Source organism: Kitasatospora acidiphila (genome assembly GCF_006636205.1).
Taxonomy (GTDB): domain Bacteria; phylum Actinomycetota; class Actinomycetes; order Streptomycetales; family Streptomycetaceae; genus Kitasatospora; species Kitasatospora acidiphila.
Genome location: NZ_VIGB01000003.1, coordinates 2,510,685 through 2,532,517, shown reverse-complemented (window position 1 = coordinate 2,532,517; position 21,833 = coordinate 2,510,685). Strand labels below are relative to the sequence as shown.

General features: G+C 70.4%; 13 protein-coding genes and 1 pseudogene. 2 read left to right on the top strand and 12 right to left on the bottom strand.

The genetic code is table 11. The annotated features are described in order from the left end of the window. Positions 1 to 125 precede the first annotated feature (125 nt). On the bottom strand, positions 126 to 1,346 hold the full coding sequence (locus tag E6W39_RS12115) for a site-specific integrase (protein WP_220140207.1): 1,221 nt from the start codon (positions 1,344 to 1,346) through the stop codon (positions 126 to 128). Between the two features lie 525 nt (positions 1,347 to 1,871). Here E6W39_RS12115 and E6W39_RS12110 point away from each other — a divergent pair. Together E6W39_RS12110 and E6W39_RS12105 are read left to right on the top strand one after the other, a co-directional pair. After that, on the top strand, positions 1,872 to 4,400 hold the full coding sequence (locus E6W39_RS12110) for an ATP-binding protein (protein ID WP_220140206.1): 2,529 nt from the start codon (positions 1,872 to 1,874) through the stop codon (positions 4,398 to 4,400). Between the two features lie 676 nt (positions 4,401 to 5,076). Next, positions 5,077 to 6,938: pseudogene (locus E6W39_RS12105) on the top strand (APC family permease). Between the two features lie 153 nt (positions 6,939 to 7,091). On the opposite strand, the gene E6W39_RS12100 reads toward E6W39_RS12105, so the two are convergent. The 11 genes from E6W39_RS12100 to kdpB (E6W39_RS12050) all read right to left on the bottom strand — a co-directional run bounded on the left by E6W39_RS12100 (position 7,092) and on the right by kdpB (E6W39_RS12050) (position 21,709). Beyond that, positions 7,092 to 7,304 carry a hypothetical protein gene (locus E6W39_RS12100; RefSeq protein ID WP_141633557.1) on the bottom strand — a complete coding sequence of 71 codons (213 nt, stop codon included), beginning with the start codon at positions 7,302 to 7,304 and terminating at the stop codon, positions 7,092 to 7,094. Between the two features lie 55 nt (positions 7,305 to 7,359). Further along, a complete protein-coding gene (locus E6W39_RS12095; protein ID WP_141633556.1) occupies positions 7,360 to 8,727 on the bottom strand; it encodes a hypothetical protein in 1,368 nt (455 codons plus the stop codon). A 437-nt stretch (positions 8,728 to 9,164) separates the two neighbouring features. After that, positions 9,165 to 9,842 (bottom strand): response regulator, encoded by a 678-nt coding sequence (locus tag E6W39_RS12090; protein ID WP_141633555.1) that lies wholly within the window; start codon positions 9,840 to 9,842, stop codon positions 9,165 to 9,167. A gap of 27 nt (positions 9,843 to 9,869) precedes the next feature. After that, positions 9,870 to 12,419 (bottom strand): sensor histidine kinase, encoded by a 2,550-nt coding sequence (locus E6W39_RS12085; protein ID WP_228718108.1) that lies wholly within the window; start codon positions 12,417 to 12,419, stop codon positions 9,870 to 9,872. A gap of 176 nt (positions 12,420 to 12,595) precedes the next feature. Continuing rightward, on the bottom strand, positions 12,596 to 13,216 hold the full coding sequence (gene kdpC, locus E6W39_RS12080; protein ID WP_141633553.1) for a K(+)-transporting ATPase subunit C: 621 nt from the start codon (positions 13,214 to 13,216) through the stop codon (positions 12,596 to 12,598). A gap of 18 nt (positions 13,217 to 13,234) precedes the next feature. Next, complete coding sequence (gene kdpB / locus E6W39_RS12075; protein WP_141633552.1) at positions 13,235 to 15,343, bottom strand: potassium-transporting ATPase subunit KdpB; 2,109 nt, start codon at positions 15,341 to 15,343, stop codon at positions 13,235 to 13,237. Continuing rightward, positions 15,343 to 17,004, bottom strand: coding sequence for a potassium-transporting ATPase subunit KdpA (gene kdpA, locus E6W39_RS12070; RefSeq protein ID WP_141633551.1), 1,662 nt, complete (start codon positions 17,002 to 17,004; stop codon positions 15,343 to 15,345). The genes kdpB (E6W39_RS12075) and kdpA overlap by 1 nt, the downstream gene beginning before the upstream one ends. Before the next feature lies 1 nt (position 17,005). Continuing rightward, a complete protein-coding gene (kdpF, locus tag E6W39_RS12065; RefSeq protein ID WP_141633550.1) occupies positions 17,006 to 17,095 on the bottom strand; it encodes a K(+)-transporting ATPase subunit F in 90 nt (29 codons plus the stop codon). A gap of 365 nt (positions 17,096 to 17,460) precedes the next feature. Then, positions 17,461 to 18,003 carry a universal stress protein gene (locus E6W39_RS12060; protein WP_228718107.1) on the bottom strand — a complete coding sequence of 181 codons (543 nt, stop codon included), beginning with the start codon at positions 18,001 to 18,003 and terminating at the stop codon, positions 17,461 to 17,463. 380 nt (positions 18,004 to 18,383) lie between these two features. Next, the gene (locus E6W39_RS12055; protein ID WP_141633549.1) at positions 18,384 to 19,202 is read right to left on the bottom strand and encodes an SDR family NAD(P)-dependent oxidoreductase; all 819 of its coding nucleotides are present in this window, start codon (positions 19,200 to 19,202) and stop codon (positions 18,384 to 18,386) included. Between the two features lie 380 nt (positions 19,203 to 19,582). Further along, positions 19,583 to 21,709: a potassium-transporting ATPase subunit KdpB gene (gene kdpB, locus E6W39_RS12050; protein WP_141633548.1), complete on the bottom strand. Its 2,127-nt coding sequence runs from the start codon at positions 21,707 to 21,709 to the stop codon at positions 19,583 to 19,585. Positions 21,710 to 21,833: the final 124 nt, after the last annotated feature.

The following is a 21,833-nucleotide window of genomic DNA, read 5'->3' as shown; positions in this document are numbered from 1 at the left end:
AACCAGGTGCCCGCTCTCACTCGTTTCCGGAGGGCGCGTGGTCGCAGGGTGGTCGCGTCCGGCGCGCTGACCTGGCGGTTTGTGGGCTAGGTGGGTGCGAGGTGATCGCACCGTCTGATGATCCGTCAGTTGATCTCGCGGGGGAGGTCTGCATGGTCGAGCGCGTCGGCGAGGGCGGTGACGGCTTCTCGGGCGGCTTGGGGGAGTAGGTGGCCGTAGATGTTGACGGTGGTGGCCAGGGTGGAGTGGCGCAGGGTCTTGGAGACAACGGCGAGGGGTACCTGGGAGCTGATCATGATGGTGGCGGCGGTGTGTCTGAGGTCGTGAAGGCCGATCTTGGGTAGGCCGATCTCGGCCGAGCGTTGGCGCAGGGTGTGCAGGAGGCGCTCGGGGTTGATGGGTTTGCCGTCGGGGCGGGTGAAGGCCATGCCCTGCAGGCGGGGCTGGTCGGGGTGCGTGCTGCGGTGGCGGGCGGCTTGGCGGCGTAGAGCGGCCGTGACGCGAGGGGAGAGGCTGACCCAGCTGCGACTTGAGAGGGTCTTGGGTGCTTGGAGGTGTAGGCGGGCGTTGTTCACTGAGGCGAGGGTCCAGCGTATGAACAGGACGCGTTGCTGGAAGTGGATGTCGGGCCAGTGCAGGCCCAGGACTTCGCCGCGACGCATGCCGGTGCCGAGGATGACCTCGAAGATGTCGGCGTAGACGTCGTTGTAGGTCTCGGCATTGTGGTGCAGGAAGGCGGAGGCTTGCTGCGGGGTCCAGCACAGCCGCTCGGGTGCGGCGGGTCGCCTCAGCGCGGCGGTGCGGGCAGGGTTGCTGGCCAGCAGGTCGGCGTTGACCGCGGCGTTCATGGCGGTGGACAGGATGGCGCAGCAGCGGTGGACGGTGGGGCGTCCGCGGCCTGCGGCCAGCTGTCGGCGGGACCAGGTAGTGACGTGCCGGTCGCGCAAGCCGGTCAGGGGTAGGGGGCCGAAGGCCGGTATGAGGTCGTGGTGGACGTGGCGGTGGTAGCCGGCATAGGTGGTGGCCTTGAGGAACTCCTGCTTGGAGAGCAGCCACTCCCTCAGGTAGTCGGCGACGGTCAGGGCCTCGTCCACCGCGATGCCGGTGCGCTCGGCCAGCAGGAAGTTCTGCAGAGCGGTGAGGGCTGTGGTCTGGTCGGGGAAGCCGCTGCGGCGCCGGGTCTCACGCTTGCCGGTCAGGGAGGGTATGTCCACGGCGTAGGCCCAACTGCCGTGGTCGGGGACGGTGTTCAGTTTCGGGCAGTGGGCTCCGTACTGGCGGCCGTCTGTGTCACGGCAGCCGCAGCGCCGGTAGACGCGTCCGCGCTGAGGATCGGTCAGGTTCACGGGATTCGACTCCTTGTGTGATCAGCTGGACCTAGCTTCACGGCGGAGTGGCCTGGCGTGGCAGGGGGCGGATCATGGCGCAGGGGCAGCGAACCGGGCGACCACCTGGGTCCGTGAGCTGCGGTGATCCCCTTGGAAAGCGCACAAGGGCACGGCGTTTCCCCATTCGGCGGGAATTTCGAGTACTCGGCGACTCAATTCCGAGGTTCGGAGGATCAAGGGCGGCATGCTGGAAGGCGAAGGCGTGAAGCCCTTTATGTCATTCCTTTCGGGCATGCCTTCTGAAGCGAGGCCGCCGTTTCCATATGTAGTGGTCCGTGTCGGCGGTCTGCGGGGACTTCTCGTTTCTTCTCGCGAGTTCGGTCACTCAACGTGACTCTCGTCGGCTGGGTCGGGTAGGTGTTCGGGGTCGGTGGCTGCCGACGCGCCGGTGCGGGGAAGGCGGAGTGACCATGGAGCTGCGGGGCAGCCCCCGGTGGCTCCACGGGTAGGTGCCCCCTGGTCCGTGGCGTGAGGGAGAGGGCCGTGCGTGGAAAACTGCGGGTGTTCCTGGGGGCGGCGCCTGGGGTGGGCAAGACGTACGGGATGCTCGCCGAGGGCCGTCGGCAGCGTGCGGAGGGCCTGGACGTGGTCGTGGGTTTCGTCGAGACGTACGGCCGCAGGGGGACCGAGGAGCAGCTCGGTGATCTGCCGGTGGTGCCGCGGCGGGTGGTGCGGTACCGGGGGATCGAGCTGTCCGAGATGGATGTGGACGCGTTGCTGGCCCGTCGTCCGGCGTTGGCGCTGGTGGACGAGCTGGCGCACACCAATGTGCCGGGCAGCCGGAACGGGAAGCGCTGGCAGGACGTGTCGGAGCTGTTGCGGGCGGGGATCGACGTGGCGACCACGCTGAACATCCAGCATCTGGAGAGCGTGAACGACGTGGTCGAGCAGATCACCGGGATCGTGCAGCGCGAGCGGATCCCGGACGAGGTGGTCCGGGCGGCTGACCGGATCGAGCTGGTGGACCTGAGCCCGGAGGCGCTGCGCACCCGGATGACGCGGGGAGAGATCTACGCCCTCGACAAGATCGACGTGGCGCTGGGCAACTACTTCCGGGCCGGCAACCTCGGCGCGCTGCGCGAGTTGGCGCTGCTGTGGCTGGCCGACCGGGTGGAGGAGGAGCTCGCGGACTACCGGGCCCGGCATGGCATCCGCGCACCGTGGGAGACCAAGGAGCGGATCCTGGTGGCCCTGAACGGCGCACCGCAGGGAGAGAACCTGATCCGCCGGGGCGCGCGCACGGCCACCCGCGTGCACGGCGATCTGATCGGTGTCCACGTCCGGCCGGACGACGGCACCCTGCAGTCCGAGCCGCCCGGGCTGGAGGTGCAGCGACGGCTGCTACGGGAGCTGCACGGCGCCTACGTGGAGATCAGCGGCAGTGACGTGGCGCAGGCGCTGGTGGACTTCGCCCGGACGGAGAGCGCGACGCAGATCCTGCTCGGGCCGACCAGCCGCTCGCGGCTGCGGGAGCTGGTCAGCGGCTCGGTGATCAACCGGGTGATCCGCATCGCCGGGCCGATCGATGTCCGGGTGCTGCCGCCGCTGGACTCGCAGCTGCTCGCGGTGCCGCCGGGGCCTCGCCGGCGCCGGCCCGCGCCGGTGTCCGCGCGGCGGCAGTGGGCGGCGTGGCTGCTCGGTCCGGCCGAGGCGATCGCGCTGGCCGCGGTGTTGTCCCCGTTGCGCGGCTCGCTGGGTCTGTCCGGGGCCCTGCTGTGCCTGCTGCTGGCGGTCGCCGGGGTGGCCCGGCTGGGCGGCCTGCTGCCGGCCGCCGGGACGACCGCGGCGGCGGCGCTGGCTGCGGACTTCTTCTTCACCACGCCCGTGCACAGCCTGGTCGTCGACCGGGCCGCGGATGTCGCGCCGCTGCTGGTCTTTCTCGCCGTCGCGGGGATCATCTCGCACCTGATCGACGGCTTGGCGCGGCGTTCGCAGCAGGCCGCTCGGGCGAAGGCGGAGGCCCAGGTGCTGGCCCGACTCGCCGGCGAGACCGTCGAGTCCGGTGCGCGGGCGCTGCCCGAGCTGCTCGCGGAACTGCGGGAGGTTTTCGCCCTCGACGGCGCCGGGGTCCTGGTCCGCGCGGGTGAGGAGTGGCGGCCGGTGGTGGCCTCGGGCGGACCGTTGCCACAGCAGCCGCAGGACGCCGCGTTCGCCGCCGACCTCGGGCAGGGTGCCGTGCTCGTCCTGGCCGGTCCGGCGCTGAGCCAGGAGGACGCGCGGCTGCTCGGGCCGTTCGTCACCCAGCTGCGGCTGGCCCGGGAACGGGAGCGGCTTGCCGCTGCCGCCTCGACGGCGGAGGCGCTGGCCCACACCGACCGGCTCCACATCACCCTGCTGGAGGCCGTCGAGCACGACCTGCGCACACCGCTGGCGGCGATCGCCACGGCGGCAGCCCGCCTGGAGGCGGTCGACGAGGGCACCGGGCCGCGCGAGATCCGCAGGCTCGGCGCCGGGATCGGCACGGAGTCGGCTCGAACGCTGCACCTGGTCGCGAACCTGCTCGACCTGAGTCGGCTGCAGGTCGGCGCCGTGCCGGTGACGCCGCGTCCGACCGAGCTGGCAGCGGTCGTCGACGCGGCGCTCGCGAGCCTTCCGGACGAGGAGCGCGCGGTCGGGGTGAGGATCGCGCTTCCCGACGGCCTGCCGAAGGTCGAGGCCGATCCGGGCCTGCTGGAGCGGGCGTTGGCCAATGTGGTGGCCAACGCCCGGACGTGGTCGCCGCCGGGCGCGGAGGTGAGGATCGATGCCGGCGCCGTCGCCGGTCGCATCGACGTTCGCGTCATCGACCGGGGACCAGGGATCGCGGCGACGGACCCGGAGAGCCTCTTCCAGCCCTTCCGCCGCACCGAGCGGCATCCCGACGGCACGGCCGGCGGGGTGGGACTGGGCCTGACGGTCGCTCGGGGGTTCGTCGAGGCCATGGACGGCGAGCTCACGGTCGAGACCACTCCGGGTGGGGGAACCACGTTCGTCTTCGGTCTGCGGGCAGGGCCACCGACCGCCCACAGCTGACGCGTCACGGCCGCTGTCGCGCCAGTGATGCGTCAAGACGAGCCCCCGGAGCGCCAAGGAAGCGTCAGGGCCCGGCCGCAATCGTCCCCGTCGCATAGCGTGAGCTGTGCGAGAGGGCCCGCTTCCGCCCGTGAGGGCGGGGACCGGGCCACGCTGATGACAACCAAGCTCGGTGGACCCTCCACCGGGTCCGACATCGGCGGCCAGGTGTTGAGGGAGGGGGCGCGCGGCGAGACACGGGTGAGGCCGGAAGTAAGCCAGCCCGCGTTGGCGGGTCAGGTGACGACGGATCCGAATACCGCGCCGCGCGCCCCCGGCATCGCTGATACCGCGCTGTTCCCGCGGTACGGGTGGGCCTGTGTCCCACCGGCTGAGGGAGCCGCCGACTCTGCATACGGCGGTCCACAACACCAATGGTGACTTGTGCGGACGACTCGCCCTGACCACGGTCGCGAGCCCGTGGATCAACCGTCCTGATCCTCCGGCGCCGTAGCGATGACCGATAGGTGTTCTCGATGTCCCGGGAGCCCACCGGCTTCCGGGACATCGAGCCGTTCGGAGCGTCAAGATCTTGTCAGGATCGCCCATCCAGCTGTCAGGACGCCGTACGGACTGCTGCGCCCACTCCCACGGGTGCCTCACGATCGGACGACAGCCGTCCCATGGAGGTCGATCGATGTCCGGCACCGCCGATCCGTTGCCCGCCGCGGTCCAGGAGACCGCCGAACCGGTGCCTCCTGATACCGGCGCGCCGAACGAGCGCCACCGGCTCACCGCCCTTGGTGGCCTGGCCGCCCTTTCCCTGGACGCGATGGCGTCGGTGGCGTACGGGCCGGAGTCGATCGTCCTGGTGCTGGCCGCCGCCGGCGGATACGGGCTGGGGTTCACGCTGCCGGTCACGTTGGCGATCGCGGTGTTGCTGGCGGTGCTGGTGGCCTCCTACCGCCAGGTGATCGCGGCCTTCCCGGACGGTGGCGGCTCCTACGCCGTGGCCAAGGCGCACCTGGGACGCAGGGCTGCACTGACCGCCGCCGCCTCCCTGGTCATCGACTACATCCTGAACGTCGCGGTCTCCGTCACCGCCGGCGTGGCCGCGCTGACCTCCGCGTGCCCCGGCCTGTACGGCGACCGGCTCTGGCTCTGCCTGGGCGTGCTGATCCTGGTGACAGCGGTCAACCTGCGCGGGATCGCGGAGTCGGCCCGCTGGTTCATGGCGCCGACGGCGGTCTTCGTGCTCTCCATTCTGGCGATCATCGTGATCGGCCTGTTCCGCGACGCACCGGCCTCCACCGTTGCCGCCGCCGGACATGCCTCGGCCCTCGCCGGCAACGCGACCACTGTCGGTGCGCTGCTGCTGCTCAGGGCCTTCGCCGCCGGCTGCTCCGCCCTGACGGGCGTCGAGGCGGTAGCGAACGCCGTTCCCGAGTTCCGCACCCCGCGCGCCAAGCGGGCCCAGCGCACCGAGGTCGCCCTCGGCGCCCTCCTCGGCGTGATGCTGATCGGGCTGGCCGTGCTGATCGGCCGCTTCCACCTCCAGCCGGTCGAGGGGGTGACCGTCCTCGCCCAGCTCGCCGACGCCTCCCTCGGCCACGGACTCGGCTTCTACGTCGTCCAGTTCGCCACCGTCGTCCTGCTCGCCCTGGCCGCCAACACCTCCTTCGGCGGTCTTCCGGTCCTGATGCACCTGCTCGCCCGGGACAACCACCTGCCGCACGTCTTCGCCCTGCGTGCCGACCGCCAGGTGCACCGGCACGGCGTCCTCTTCCTCTCCGCCGTCTCCGCTGGCCTGCTGGTCGCCTCCGGCGGCGACGTCAACAGCCTGGTGCCGCTCTTCTCGATCGGCGTCTTCGTCGGCTTCACCATCTGCCAGATCGGCATGGTCCGGCACTGGAACCGCTGTCGCTGTTCCGGCTGGCGCGGGAAGGCGGCACTCAACGGCTTCGGCGCCCTGCTCACCGGCACCGCCACGCTGGTCGTGGCCGGGACCAAGTTCACCGAGGGCGCCTGGGCCATCGTCCTGGCCCTGCCCTGCTGGTCCTGCTCTTCGAGCTCATCCACCGCAGCTACGCCCGGATCGGCGACCGGCTGCGGCTCGGCCGCATCCCCGGCCCGCTCACCCCGCAGCGCTCGCTCGTGGTCGTCCCGGTCACCTCGATCACCCGGCTCACCCGCGACGCCCTGTCGACCGCGCTCTCGCTCGGCGACGAGGTCTTCGCCGTCACCGTCGTCCACACCGCGCCCGACGCCGAGGACCGCCAAGCTGCCGAGGCGCTGCGCCGCGACTGGGAGCTCTGGCAGCCGGGCGTCCCGCTCGTCGAGGTCCCGGACGCCCGCCGCCGTCTCGGTACCCCGTTGGCTGCCTTCGTCAACGACCTCGCCGCCGAGTACGCCTACGACCGCGTCACCGTCCTCATCCCCGAGGTCGAACCCGTCCGTCTCTGGCAGCGTGCCCTGCAGAACCAGCGCGGCGCCGTCATCGACCGCGCGCTGCGCCGCCACACCGACGCCGTGGTCTGCCGGCTCCGCATGCGCATGTAGGGGAATCGATCGCGCAGCGCACCTGCTGGTGGGCATGTGCTGCCTGCCCGCGATCGAGGTCTCGATGGGCCCTCGTGAACAGCATCGCGGCCCGCGTGATCGCACCGCGAGCGCCTCTGGACCGGTGGTGGACAGCATCACCGTCCCGGCGCGCTACGCGGGCGCGTCGGAGTTGTCGTCGGAAGCCGCGGTGTCGAGCAGGAACGGATACGGGTCGGCCTCGCCGGGGCGACCGCCCGCAACCCAAACATCCGGATCAGCGCGAACGTCGCGAGTCGCCACGGTGCGATCCGGCGCGGGGACTTCGGCGCCGCTGCCCAGGCTGCCCGTGAGGTCGCCGCCCTCGATCGCAGGGGCGGTGACCACTTCATCTCCCGCTCCGCATCCACGAGGTGCGGGCACCGCGGGAGCGGGCGGCTCGTCAGCGGAACTCCCGCAGCCGCGGGCGGACACCGAGCACGGTCAGGGCGAGGGCGGCCGCCAGGGTGAGGCCGCCGGTGAGGGCGACGCCGAGACCGAGATCGTCATCGGCGTCTGTGACGGCCTGGCCGAGGGCGTGCTGATTGATCGCCAGGACATCGTCGAGGGCGTGGCTGAGCTGGGCGAAGTCGGCGTCGGACTGGCCGGCGGCGGTGCCGGTGTCGAACGTGACGGCGTCCTTGAGCTTCCCCTGGTTGCGCAGGCTGCGGATCGTCCGGTCGTCCTTCTCGTACTGCTGGAAAGTGGTCAGGAGGCGTTCGGCGGCGTCCTGTTCGCCGGGAAAGGTGATGTTGTCGAGTTCGGTGCCGAGGTAGCCGCCGAACGGGACGGTGCGGTGGTCGGCGCGGTGCTGGTCGGCGGCCTGGGCGAGCTTGGCGTCGTAGGTGTCGATCGTGGCGCCGTCGAGGCGGGCGATGGACTGGCTCTTGTCGAGGAAGCTCTGCTGGTAGGCGGCGGCGCGCGCCGGGTCGGTGAGGTAGCGGCTCTCGTCGGCGTTCATGTCGTAGGCCACCGCGCGGGCACGGCTGAGGGCTATGACCGAGTCGTAGGCGTTGCTCTTGGCGACGATGAGGTGGTCCTCAGCGCCTGAGGCGAGGGTGAGGCCCGCGGCCGCGGCGAGGACGGCGAGTAGCGTGACGGCGGCCAGCGGTGGGTTGATGATGCGGTGGAAGCGCACCGAGAGCAGGCGCTGCAGCAGCACGAGGGCGGCCAGGGCGAGCGCCATGGTGATGAGAATCCACCACCAGCCGCCGGTGATGGCGCTGCGCTGGGCCGTGTAGGTGCGGTCGACGGTGGCGGCACTGGCGGCGGTGACCTGGTCGGCGGCCGGCAGGAGCTGCTGGCGGAGTAGGTCGGTGGCCTGGCGGTAGGCGGCGAGGGCGTCGGCCGAGGGCTGGCCGGCCGGGGCATGGGCCTGGTCTTCGAGGAGCCGGGCGCGCGCGACGAGGGCCTCGTACTGGCCGAGTTGGTCGAGGACGGTCTGGACGGCCCGCTGTCCGTTCGGGTCGTCGGCGGATGCTTCGGCGGCCTTCTGGAGGTCGCCGTCGGCTTGGGTGCGGCGCTGGTCGTAGGTTTCGAGGGTCTGCTGGCGCTGGGTGGCGTACCCCGGATCGGCGCCGAGCAGGAGGAGGTTGGCGACCTGGGCGTCCATGTCGCTGAGGGCGAAGTACAGGTCAGCGGTGCGGACGGCCTGCGGGGCGTCGCGGTGGCCGATGTCGTCGATGCCGTCCCGTGCGTCGCTGAGGACGCCGGCGATCGCGGTGGCCGTGGCGAGGAGCGCGACGAGGCAGAGGCCGGTGAGGCCGCGCACCAGGCGCGGGGTGTTCCACCAGGTCCGGTTCAGCGGTGCCGACCACCTCCGCGGGCCGGGCCGTGCGGTCCGGCCCGCGAACGGTGCCCCCGTGAACGGTGTGCGGGAGGCACGCGGCGCGGATACCGTACCGGGACGTGCCGCCCCCGTCAGGCTCGTCTTCCCGAGCCCGGTCGTTCCGGCCGGTATCCGCTCTCTCATTGCCGCGTGCTCCCCGTCACCCCGACCACCGGTGGTCCGAAGCCCTTTCGCCCACCGGCGGAACTGGTCCCGGTCTCTGCTCCCCCACGGAGCGGAACCGGGCTTCCGTGAAGAACGCTAGGTGCCGGAAATCCTGATGCCGGATTTCCTGACGGCATCTTCGCGCCGGCCGGGACGGTCTTGACGGTTCCTTGATCCGGTCGGCGTCGGTCGGCCTCGGATCGGGGCGGCGGGGTTCAGGGCTGGTAGCGGTAGCCGATGCCTGGTTCGGTGATCAGGTGGCGCGGCCGGCTTGGGTCGGGTTCCAGTTTGCGGCGCAGTCCCGCGATGTAGACGCGCAGGTAGTTGGTGCGGTGCTGCTGTTCCGGACCCCAGACCTGGCGCAGGATCTCCCGGCCGGGCACCAGGTGCCCGGGCGCGGCGAGCAGCACCTTCAGGATCTGCCACTCGGTGGGAGTGAGCCGGACGACGCCGTCCGGACCGGTGACGGTACCTGCCGCGACGTCCACGGTGTGGTCGCCGATCCTCGCCGTCTCAAGCGGACTGGTGTCGGTGGCCGCGCGCCTGAGGGCTGCGCGTAGCCGGGCGAAGAGCTCGTCGACTTCGAACGGCTTGGTGAGGTAGTCGTCGGCGCCCGCGTCCAGCGCCCGGATCTTCTCCTGGAGCCCGCTGCGACCGGACAGGACGATGATCGGCACCGCCAGGGCGGAGCGCAGCCCCCTGATGACGTCGATGCCGTCGAAGTCCGGCAGGCCCAAGTCGAGTAGCACGGCGTCGGGTGCGTCCTGACTGGCGGAGTCCAGGGCCTGCTGCCCGGTGCTCGCCGTCAGCACGGAGTAGCGCCGGGCGTGGAAGTTGATCCGCAGGGCCCGCAGCAGCCCGGGCTCGTCCTCCACCACCAGAATGTGGCTCATCGCCTTCCCCCTCTCGACTGGTGATCACTACCCCTCCTCCGCGACCAATTGCTCTGCGTCGTCCGGGGCGGCCGGGAGGACCAGGAGCATGGTCGTGCCGCCGCCGGGCGTGTCCTCGACGTCGAGCGTGCCGCCCATGGCCTCGGCCAGGCCGCGGGAGAGGGCGAGCCCGAGACCCAGGCCGGTGGTGTTGTCGTTGTCGCCAAGACGCTGGAACGGCAGGAACACCCGCTCGCGGTCTTCGGCGGCGATGCCGGGTCCGTGGTCGATGACGCGCACTTCGACGCGGTCCTGGTGGTGGCTGGCGGTGACCAGGACGGGTGCGCCGGGGGCGTTGTGGCGCAGGGCGTTGGTGATGACGTTGGCCAACACGCGTTCCAGCAGGGGCGGGTCGACGAGCACGGCGGGGGCGGTGTCCAGGTCGAGCGGCTGGACGGCGGCGTCGGGGCGGGAGAGGGAGTCCATGGCTCCCATGAGGACGTCGGTCAGCTCGGTGGGGGCGAGGTGGAGGGTGAGGGCGCCGGCCTGGAGGCGGCTCATGTCGAGCAGGTTGTCCACCAGGCGGGTCAGCTTGACCAGGGATTCGTCGGCGAGGTCCAGGAGTTCGGCCTGGTCCTCGGGGGAGAACTCGACGTCGGGGCTGCGCAGCGAGCCGATGGAGGCGAGGGCGGCGGCCAGCGGGGTGCGCAGGTCGTGGCTGACGGCGGCGAGCAGGGCGGTGCGCATCTTGTCGGCGGCCTTGATGGGTTCGATCTCGGCGGCGACGGTGGCGAGCCGGTCGCGCTCCAGCGCGGCGGCGACGTGGGCGGCGAAGGCGGTCAGCACGCGCTGGTCGGAGGCGGGCAGCCGCCGTCCGGCCAGGACCATCAACGCGTTCCCGTTGACCGGGACTTCGCTGACCTCGCGGTCGCCGGTGGCCGCGTCGTCGCTGTCACTGCGGGCGATGGCCTCGCCGGTGGTGCGGTCGAGCAGGGCGACGGAGTCCATGCCGAAGGCGGTGCGGGTCTTGTCCAGGAGCGCGGGTACGGCGTCGGCTCCGCGCAGCACGCTTCCGGCGAGGGTGGAGAGGGTCTCGGCCTCGGCGGTGGCGCGGGCGCCGCGGGCGGCCAGTTGGGCGGCTCGGTCGACGACGGAGGAGACGGTGAGTGCGACCGTCGCGAAGACCAGGAGGGCGACGATGTTGTTGGGTTCGGCGATGGTGAAGGTGTGGATCGGCGGGATGAAGTAGTAGTTGAGCAGGAGTGAGGCGATGAGCGAGGCGACCAGTGCGGAGAACGCGCCGCCGAGCAGCGCCACGGCGACGACGCCGAGCTGGAAGATCAGCGCGTCGGTGGTCAGGTTGATGGCATGTCGGAAGGGTGAGAGGCAGGCGGTCAGGAGCACGGGTAGGACGAGGCCGGAGAGGTAGCCGGCGATGGTGCGCCGCTTGGAGTGCCGCCGGCCGAGGGAGGGAAGCCGGCCGCGTCCGGTGAACTCGTGGGTGACCATGTGGACGTCGATGTCTTCGGACAGGTCGATGGTGGTCTGTCCGTTGCCGGGGCCGGTGAGGAAGCGGTTGATCCGCCCTCGCCGGGAGGTGCCGAGGACCAGCTGGGTGGCGTCGTGGGCGCGGGCGAAGGCCATCAGCGCGGTGGGGATGTCGTCGCCGACGACCACGTGGTAGGTGCCGCCGAGGGATTCGACCAGTTGGCGCTGCTGGGCCAGCGCGCCGGGGGAGGCGCCGGCCAGGCCGTCGCTCTTGGTCACGTGCACGGCGAGCAGTTCGCCGCCGGCGGTGCGGTCGGCGATGCGGGCGGCCCGGCGGATGATGGTCTCGCCCTCGGGCCCGCCGGTGATGGCGACCACGACGCGTTCGCGGGTCTCCCAGACCCGGTCGATGTTGTGGGTGGCGCGGTAGTCGCGAAGACCCTCGTCCACGCGGCCGGCAACCCACAGCAGGGCGAGCTCGCGAAGGGCCGTCAGGTTGCCCACGCGGAAGTAGTTGGAGAGCGCGGCGTCCACCTTCTCGGCCTTGTAGACGTTGCCGTGGGCCATTCGGCGGCGCAGGGCCTGCGGGGCCATGTCGACGAGTTCGATCTGGTTGGCCTGGCGGACGACGTCGTCGGGGACGGTCTCGCGCTGGGGGATGCCGGTGATCTTCTGGACGACGTCGTTGAGCGATTCCAGGTGCTGGATGTTGACGGTGGTGATGACGTCGATCCCGGCGTCCAGGAGTTCCTCGACGTCCTGCCAGCGCTTGCCGTGCCGGCCGCCGGGGATGTTGGTGTGCGCGAGCTCGTCGACGAGGACCACCTGGGGCCTGCGGGCGAGGATCGCGTCGAGGTCCATCTCCGGGAAGTCGGTGTCCCGGTAGTGGCGGGTGAGGCGCGGGATGAGTTCCAGACCCTGGAGCAGGTTCTCGGTGTGCCGGCGGCCGTGGCACTCGATGAAGCCCACCACGACGTCCGTCCCGCGGTCATGTCTGCGGTGGGCCTCGTCCAGCATCCGGTAGGTCTTGCCGACGCCGGGGGCCGAACCGAGGTAGACCCTCAGCTGTCCCCGGCGCTTCAAGGAGCCGGGCGTGAGGTCACGGGACATGGGCGCTGCTCTTTCCTGCGAGAGAGGGCCGGACATGAGGGTGGATGATGCTGCAGCCGGGCGGGACGGTCGGCCCCGCTCAGCGGACTCGGCACATGGGCGACCGACCCGGGCACAGGGGGATGAGGCCCTGTGCCCGGGTCGGCCGGATCACTTGTCGGTTGGATATGGAGTCGTCACTGCTGCTCGCTGAGTGCCTTGTTGAGCAGAACGACGTTGACGCCGGGGTTGCCGAGGAAGCCGAGCGAACGGCCGTCGGTGTACTTGTCGATCAGCTGGTTGAGCACGTCCGGCGAGAGGTTGCGGGCCTTGGCGACCCGGTTGACCTGCTCCTTGGCGTAGGCGACCGAGATGTGCGGGTCCAGGCCGGAGCCGGAGGAGGTGATCGCGTCGGCCGGCACGCTGGCCGGGTCGACGCCGTCGAAGGCGGCGACGGCGGCGCGGGTGTCGTTGACCGACTTGAGCAGCTTGTCGCTGTTCGGGCCGAGGTTGGTGCCGCTGGAGCCGTGCGGGTCGTAGCCGGTGCCGGCGGCGGAGGGCCGGGGCTGGAAGAACTTCGGGTCCGGCTGGGCCTGCTCGTTGGGGTCGTTGGGGTTCTTCTTCGGCAGGTTGTAGTTCTGGCCCAGCAGGCTGGACCCGATCTCCTTGCCGCCCGACTTCAGGATGGAGCCGTTGGCCTTGTCGGCGAACGCGACCTGGCTGATCCCGGTGACCAGCAGGGGGTAGGCGATGCCGAGGATGACGGTCATCACCAGCAGCATCCGCAGGGCGGTCCAGTGGGTACGCAGGATGGACATGATGGTCTTCCTCCTTTCTCAGCGCAGGCCGGGGATGAACTGGACGATCAGGTCGATCGCCTTGATTCCGATGAACGGCACGATCAGGCCGCCGATTCCGTACACCCCGATGTTGCGGGTCAGCAGCGCGCTGGCGTTTGACGGACGGTACTTGACGCCGCGCAGGGCGAGCGGGATGAGCCCGATGATGACCAGGGCGTTGAAGATGATCGCGGAGGTGATCGCCGAGGTCGGGCTGTGCAGGCCCATGATGTTGAGGTGCTTCAGACCGGGGTACACGCCGGCGAACATCGCGGGGATGATGGCGAAGTACTTGGCGACGTCGTTGGCGATCGAGAAGGTGGTCAACGCGCCACGAGTGATGAGGAGTTGCTTGCCGATCTCGACGATCTCGATCAGCTTGGTGGGGTTGGAGTCCAGGTCCACCATGTTGCCGGCCTCCTTGGCCGCCATGGTGCCGGTGTTCATCGCCACGCCCACGTCGGCCTGGGCCAGGGCGGGGGCGTCGTTGGTGCCGTCGCCGGTCATCGCGACCAGCTTGCCGCCCTCCTGCTCCTTCTTGATCAGGGCCATCTTGTCCTCGGGGGTGGCCTCGGCGAGGAAGTCGTCCACGCCGGCCTCGTCCGCGATCGCCTTGGCGGTCAGCGGGTTGTCGCCCGTGATCATGATGGTCTTGATGCCCATCCGGCGCAGCTCGTCGAACCGCTCCCGCATGCCCTCCTTGACCACGTCCTTGAGGTAGATCACCCCGAGCACGCGGGCCGGCGCGTCACCGACCTTGGTGGCCACCGTCAACGGGGTGCCGCCGGCGGCGGAGATGCCGTCGACCAGCTGGGCGACGTCGTCACGGACCGTGCCGGCGTTGTCGGTGACCCAGTTGGCGACCGAGCCGGCCGCGCCCTTGCGCACCTGGTGCAGGCCGTCGGCCTCCTCCAGGTCGACGCCGGACATGCGGGTCTGGGCGGTGAACGGGACCCAGGTGGCGTGCGTCAACTCGCCCTGCTCGCGGGCCCGCAGACCGTAGTCGGTCTTGGCGAGCACCACGATCGAGCGGCCCTCGGGGGTCTCGTCGGCGAGGCTGGACAGCTGGGCGGCGTCGGCCAGTTCGTCCCGGGACACGCCGTCGGCGGGCAGGAACTCGGCGGCCTGGCGGTTGCCCAGGGTGATGGTGCCGGTCTTGTCGAGCAGCAGGGTGTTGACGTCGCCGGCGGCCTCGACGGCACGGCCCGACATGGCGAGCACGTTGCGCTGCACCAGGCGGTCCATGCCGGCGATGCCGATGGCGGAGAGCAGTGCGCCGATGGTGGTCGGGATCAGCGCCACGATCAGCGCGACCAGCACGATCATCGTCTGCGGGGCGCCTGCGAAGGTGGCCATCGGCTGCAGGGTCACGACCGCGACCAGGAAGACGATGGTCAGCGAGGCCAGCAGGATGTTGAGGGCGATCTCGTTGGGGGTCTTCTGCCGGGCCGCGCCCTCGACCAGGGCGATCATCCGGTCGATGAAGGACTTGCCGGGCTCGGTGGCGATCTTCACCACGATCTTGTCGGAGAGGACCTTGGTGCCACCGGTCACGGCCGAGCGGTCACCGCCCGACTCGCGGATCACCGGCGCGGACTCACCGGTGATCGCCGACTCGTCGACCGAGGCGACGCCCTCGACGACGTCGCCGTCGCCGGGGATGACCTGGCCGGCCTCGACCACCACGTGGTCACCCAACTGGAGCGCGGTGCCGGGGACCTCCTCCTCGTCCTGCGAGGCGGGCCAGTTGACGAGGCGGCGGGCGATGGATTCGGTCTTGGCCTTGCGCAGCGTGTCGGCCTGCGCCTTGCCGCGGCCCTCGGCCACCGCCTCGGCCAGGTTGGCGAAGATCGTGGTGAGCCACAGCCAGACGGTGATCGCCCAGGCGAACACCGACGGGTGGGCGATGGCGGAGATCGTGGTGACCACCGAGCCGACCTCGACCACGAACATGACCGGGTTCTTGAACATCACCCGGGGGTCGAGCTTCTTCACCGCGTCCGGAAGGGACTTGGCGATCAGCTTCGGGTCGAGCAGGCCGCTGGAGGCTCTGTGCGGAGCAGCCGTCCCCTGGTCGGCCGGTGCGGGAGTGTGAGTGGTGGACATCAGTGCAGACCTTCCGCGATCGGCCCCAGTGCGAGAGCCGGGAAGTAGGTGAGGCCGACGACGATCAGGACGACGCCCGAGAGCAGGCCGATGAAGAGCGGCTTGTGGGTGGGCAGGGTGCCGGCGGACGCCGGGACCGGCTGCTGCTTGGCGAGCGAGCCCGCCAGCGCGAGCACGAAGATGATCGGCAGGAAGCGTCCGAACACCATCGCCAGGCCCAGCGCGGTGTCGTACCACGGGGTGTTGACCGTGATGCCTGCGAACGCCGAGCCGTTGTTGTTGCCGGCCGAGGTGAAGGCGTAGAGCACCTCGGAGAAGCCGTGGGCGCCGGAGTTCAGCATCCCGGCCCGCTCACCCGGCAGCGCCATGGCGACACCGGTGCCGATCAGCACGATGGCCGGGGTGGTCAGGATGTAGAGGGAGGCGAACTTCATCTCCCGCCCGCCGAGCTTCTTGCCCAGGTACTCGGGGGTGCGGCCGACCATCAGGCCGGCGATGAAGACCGTCACGATCGCCAGGATCAGCATGCCGTACAGGCCTGAGCCGGTGCCGCCGGGCGCGATCTCACCGAGCATCATGTCGACCAGTGCGACACCGCCGCCACCAGGAGTCAGTGAGTCGTGCATGCCGTCGACCGCACCGGTGGAGGTCAGGGTAGTGGAGGAGGCGAACAGCGCGGTGGCCCACTCGCCGAACCGCTGCTCCTTGCCCTCCATCGCCGCGCCGGCCGCCTTGAGCGCGGTGCCGGCCGGGTGGGTCTCGAAGAACGTCAGCAGCGCGGCCGAGCCGACCCAGAACAGGCCCATCACGGAGACGATCGCGTAGCCCTGGCGGTTGTCGCCGACCATCTTGCCGAAGGTGCGGGGCAGCGAGAACGAGATCACCAGCAGCAGGAAGATCTCCAGCCAGTTGGTGAAACCGTTCGGGTTCTCGAACGGGTGGGCCGAGTTGGCGTTGAAGAAGCCGCCGCCGTTGGTACCCAGCTCCTTGATGACCTCCTGGGAGGCCACCGGGCCGCCCGGGATCGACTGGGTGTCGCCGCCCAGGGTGGTGAGGTCGTGGAAGCCGTGGAAGTTCTGGATCACGCCGTTGGCGACCAGGACCAGCGCGAACACGATGGAGATCGGCAGCAGCAGGCGCAGGCAGATCCGGGTGAGGTCGACCCAGAAGTTGCCGACCCGGTCGGTCTTGCTGCGGGTGAAGCCGCGGATCAGGGTGGCGACCACCGCGATGCCTACGGCGGCGGAGACGAAGTTCTGCACCGCCAGGCCCGCCATCTGGACCACGTGGCCGAGCGCGGCCTCGCCGCTGTAGGACTGCCAGTTGGTGTTGGTGACGAACGAGATCGCGGTGTTCCAGGCCTGGTGCGGCGCCATCGGCGGGAAGCCGAGCGAAAGCATCAGGTGGTTCTGCACCCGGATCAGGCCGTAGAGGAAGAGGACGGAGATCCCGGAGAAGGCGAGCACCGAGCGCAGGTAGGCGGTCCAGCGCTGATCGGCGTCGCCGTCCACGCCGATCACCTTGTACAGGCCGCGCTCGACTCTGAGGTGCTTGGCGGAGGTCAACAGGTGGGCGATGTAGTCGCCCAGCGGGCGGTAGCACAGGGCCAGGGCGCCCACGAGGGCGAGGGCCTGCAGCCACCCAGCGAGAGTGGAGCTCATGTCAGAACTTCTCCGGGTAGATCAGCGCGACGACGAGGTAGCCGACGAGGGCGACGGCGACGATGAGACCTGCAAGGTTCTCGGCGCTCACAGCTTCTCCACCCCCTTCGCGATCAGGGCCAGGACGGCGAACACGGCGACCGTGACACCGACGAAGACGAGGTCCAGCATGGGCTCCACCAACTGGTTCAGGGACTTTGACCGCCGACTCCCCCTGGAGGCGGCCCGGCGGCACCGGCGGAAGACCGGCTGGAGCAGCCAACCAGCCATTTCCGGCGCGCAGCGGATTCCTGACACCGTCCATACGGGTGACTCCGGAACATTGACGCGACCCTTATATCGGCGTCATGCATCCGAGACCTGGGCTTGGCCGGAATGTGCCCGGGCTGTGCAGACCGGACGACACCTGGCCCGGTAGCCCGACGCCGAGGGGCTCAGTCGGGAGGCCCGACCCGCTCAGCTGGTGGGAAGCGGCTCGGTCGGGAGGTGCCACAGGTGCCTGCGCCGGAGCGACTCGAGTTCGTGCTGCAGCGCGGGCCTGGGGACCGCGAGGACGGGGCAGACGGCGTGCTCCACGCAGTACGACACGACCGAACGGCGAAGCCCCCGCCGCAGCAGGCTGCCACTGGCGCCGAGAACCAGCAGGTCGTCGGGACGGTCCGCCAGATGGATCAGGGCCTTGCCGGTCTCGCCGCGGATGACGACCGAACCGAAGTCCACGTCCGGGCCGTCAGCGCCGAAGGCTTCACCGATCGCCGTGCGGAGCCGTTCGACGGCAGCCTTGCGAACCTCGGCGAGCAGGGGCGGGCATGGCGAGAGGCGATAACCGTGCTCGCCGCCCGGAGGTTCCCAGGCCAGTACGGCCAGGACCTCGCAGTCACCGCGCCGGGCTTCAGCCACCGCATGGTGCAGTGCGGCAAGGCTGCCGAGTGATCCACTGACACCTGCGATGATCCGCCGTTTGATCGACGTGTTCCACCGCTCGTCCGTGTACATCATGTCCTTCCTTCGGGTAGATCCGTACCAGGAGATGCGGTCGGGGACCGGGGAGCGGCGATCATTGACACATTCCTGATGAGCGGAGGGCCGGACCCTACGCAGCCCTGACGATGGCGGCCCGAGCGGCGCACGGTCCGCATTCCGAGCCATCCGGAGCGGGCCTGCTGGGCCGGAGCCCGGTGCACGGGTAGGCCGAAGCCCCGGGGTCCGGCGGACTCCCAGGGCTTCGGCGGTGTGGAACCCGGCGCCGGTGGCACGCGGCGCCGGGGGCTCGAGGTGGTTACTGGCCGGGTTTGCGGCCGTGGTTCGCCTTCTTCCTGCGGCGGGTCTTCTTCTTGCGGGAGCGCTTGGACATGGACGGCCTCTCCTGTCGTCGGGTGTCAGGCCTTGGCGGTGGTCAGCTGGTCGGCGAGCTTGGCGAGACGCCGCTGGGACCGCTCCTCATGGACGGCGACGGCGGTGGGGGCGATGTCCCCGTCGTCGTAGTACTCGCCGTTGGTGAGCTCGACGGTGGGCAGGCACAGGCGGACGACCGCGGCCGCCCCCTCGGCCGGCGGCGCACCGACCCGCCCGTAAAGGGGGAGCAGGGCGGTGTCGCACAGACCGGGGTTGACGCTCACCGCGGTGATGTCGGAGCCGGCCGGAGCCATGGAGCCGGCGGCCATGCTGAGCGCCAGCTGGGACTGGGCGTAGGCGGCCACCCGGGAGTACTTCTTGACCCGGTTGGGATCGGTCCAGTTCATGGCGGCGGTGCGGTGCAGGGAGGAGGAGACGTTGATGATCCGGGCGTTGCCGGCGGCCGCGAGCGGGCCCTGCAGTTGCTTGGCGAGCAGGTGGGCGGCGAGGAAGTTCACCTGGAACGAGACCTCGACACCATCATCGGTGAGCGTGCACCGCTCGGGCGCCATGACCGCCGCGTTGTTGACCAGCAGATGCAGTGCCGGGAAGGCCTGGGCGACGTTCTCCGCTAGGCTGGCGACCGCGGCGAGACGGGTGAAGTCCGCTGCGACCAGGTGGAGTTGGTCTCGCGCCGCGCCACGCTCGACCAGCCGTTCGACGGCATGCTCGCCCTCGTCGGCGGTGCGGGCGTGGACGATGACGGTGGCCCCCTGCTCGGCGAGCAGCCGGGCGGTCTCCCAACCGATGCCGGAGGAGGCACCGGTGACGAGGGCGGTGCGGCCGGAGAGGAATGCGGACATGGTCCATCCATGGTGTGCGGGCACGCCCGGGGTGCCGGGGACGCGCGGGTGCGCGCGACCGGGTGCCGGAGGTGCGGGGAAGTGAATTCGGAAGACCCGCCAGCGCCTGGAATCGAGGCTGGATGGCATCGGGGCCGGGGCGACGGGAGGCGCAGACGGGCCACTGCTGGCGCCCGTCTGCGCCGAGCACTCGGTGGGTCGACCGCAGGGAGGCTACGGGTTACCGGAGTGCGCTGGTGGCCGTGACGGCAGCGCGCGTCCGCGGATGCGGCGGACGGTCGTGGTGGCGTGCCGGACGGTTCATGACGTTCATTCAAATCAACTGGCAGCAGGGGGACAAGCCCGACTCACCCGCTCTGATGAATCCTTGATGCGCTTGATCAGAACAGGAACTGGGCGACCAACAGGTCGATCAGTTTGATGCCGAGGAACGGCAGGACGAGTCCGCCCAGCCCGAAGACCCGCAGGTTCCGGGCGAGCAGGTCGGCCGCCGAAGCCGGCTTGTAGCGCACCCCGCGCAGGGCCAGAGGGATCAGCGCGATGATGATCAGTGCGTTGAAGATGATCGCCGAGGTGATCGCCGAGGTCGGACTGTGCAGGGCCATGATGTTGAGGTCGCGCAGGCCCGGATAGGCCTGGCCGAACATGGCCGGGATGATCGCGAAGTACTTGGAGACGTCGTTGGCGATCGAGAACGTGGTCAACGCGCCGCGAGTGATGAGGAGTTGCTTGCCGATCTGGACGATCTCGATCAGCTTGGTGGGGTTGGAGTCCAGGTCCACCATGTTGCCGGCCTCCTTGGCGGCGGAGGTGCCGGTGTTCATCGCCACCCCGACGTCGGCCTGGGCGAGTGCCGGGGCGTCGTTGGTGCCGTCGCCGGTCATCGCGACGAGCTTGCCCTCGGCCTGCTCCCGCCGGATGAGGTCGAGTTTGTCCTCGGGGGTCGCCTCGGCGAGGAAGTCGTCCACCCCGGCCTCCTGCGCGATCGCCCGAGCGGTCAGCGGATTGTCGCCGGTGACCATCACCGTGCGGATGCCCATCCGGCGCAGCTCGGCGAAGCGCTCGCGGATGCCGTCCTTGACCACGTCCTTGAGCTGGACGATCCCCAGCACCCTCGCCCCGTGGCGGTCGTGGACGGCGACCAGCAGCGGAGTGCCGCCGTGGGCTGCGATGACGTCGACGGCCTCCAGCACTTGTCCCGGCACCAGGCCCCCGCGCTCGTAGACCCAGGCGGAAACGGCCGCCGAGGCGCCCTTGCGGACGTGGACGGTCGGCGCGTCCGGCCAGCTGAGATCGACGCCGCTCATCCTGCTCTGGGCGCTGAAGGGCACGAACTCCATGTGCCCGAGTTCACCCTCCGCCCGCTGCCGCAGGCCGTACCGCTTGGCGAGCACCACGATGGAACGGCCCTCGGGTGTCTCGTCCGCGAGACTGGACAGCTGGGCACCCTCGGCCAGTTGGGCATCCGGGACACCCGGCGCGGGCAGGAAGCGGACGGCCTGCCGGTTGCCGAACGTGATGGTTCCCGTCTTGTCGAGCAGCAGGGTGTCCACGTCGCCCGCGGCCTCGACCGCCCTACCGGACATGGCCAGCACGTTGCGCTGCACCAGGCGGTCCATGCCTGCGATGCCGATCGCGGAGAGCAGCGCGCCGATGGTGGTCGGGATGAGCGCCACCAGCAGTGCCACCAGTACCGGGGTGGACTGCTCGGCGCCCGCGTAGGCGGCCATCGGCTGCAAGGAGACCACGGAGAGGATGAACACGATCGTCAGCGACGCCAGCAGCAGGTTGAGCGCGATCTCGTTCGGCGTCTTCTTCCGCTCCGCCCCCTCAACCAGGGCGATCATCCGGTCGATGAAGGTCAGGCCAGGTTTGGAGGTGATCCTCACGATGATCCGGTCGGAGAGTACCCTGGTGCCGCCGGTCACCGCGCACCGGTCGCCGCCAGCCTCGCGGATCACCGGCGCGGACTCGCCGGTGATCGCCGACTCGTCCACGGCCGCGATGCCGTCGACCACGTCCCCGTCGCCGGGAATGGTCTCGCCGGCCTCCACCACGACGACGTCGTACAGCTGGAGGTGTCTGGCGGGCACCCTCTCCTCCTCGAACCGGGTGAGGCCCACCCGCCAGTGGCGCAGCCGACGCGCGGTCGTGCCGGTCCTGGCGCGCCGCAGCGACTCCGCCTGTGCCTTGCCCCGGCCCTCGGCGACCGCCTCTGCCAGGTTGGCGAAGATGACCGTGAGCCAGAGCCAGCCGCTGATCAGCCAGGCGAACAGGCTCGGCGAGAGCACGGCGGAGATCATGGTGAGCGCGGAGCCGGCCTCCACCACGAACATCACCGGATTGCGCGCCATCAGCCGCGGATGCAGCTTGCGCAGCGCCTCGGGGAACGCCGTGACCAGCTGTCTCACGTCGAAGAGCGCACCGCCCGCGCGCTGGCGGTGACGGGCCGGTGGGGGGGAGACCGGGCCGGGGGCAACAGCTTCGTCGGGAGCCAGGGAAGACATGTGGCTCAGCCAACCGTGCGCTGACGATGAACTTTCCCGCCCTGACGACATCCTGACGCTGCGCCAGGAACGCTTGTCGGGGTATTGACAGTCGGAGCGTCGGAACAGGCGGGGCGCCGGCCGC

Excerpts from the sequence above, each read along its gene's own strand:
- E6W39_RS12085 (WP_228718108.1), bottom strand. The coding sequence starts at position 12,419 with ATGTCCCGTGACCTCACGCCCGGCTCCTTGAAGCGCCGGGGACAGCTG.
- E6W39_RS12090 (WP_141633555.1), bottom strand. The coding sequence starts at position 9,842 with ATGAGCCACATTCTGGTGGTGGAGGACGAGCCCGGGCTGCTGCGGGCC.
- E6W39_RS12055 (WP_141633549.1), bottom strand. The coding sequence starts at position 19,202 with ATGTCCGCATTCCTCTCCGGCCGCACCGCCCTCGTCACCGGTGCCTCC.
- kdpA (WP_141633551.1), bottom strand. The coding sequence starts at position 17,004 with ATGAGCTCCACTCTCGCTGGGTGGCTGCAGGCCCTCGCCCTCGTGGGC.
- kdpB (WP_141633552.1), bottom strand. The coding sequence starts at position 15,343 with ATGTCCACCACTCACACTCCCGCACCGGCCGACCAGGGGACGGCTGCT.
- E6W39_RS12060 (WP_228718107.1), bottom strand. The coding sequence starts at position 18,003 with ATGATGTACACGGACGAGCGGTGGAACACGTCGATCAAACGGCGGATC.
- kdpB (WP_141633548.1), bottom strand. The coding sequence starts at position 21,709 with ATGTCTTCCCTGGCTCCCGACGAAGCTGTTGCCCCCGGCCCGGTCTCC.
- kdpC (WP_141633553.1), bottom strand. The coding sequence starts at position 13,216 with ATGTCCATCCTGCGTACCCACTGGACCGCCCTGCGGATGCTGCTGGTG.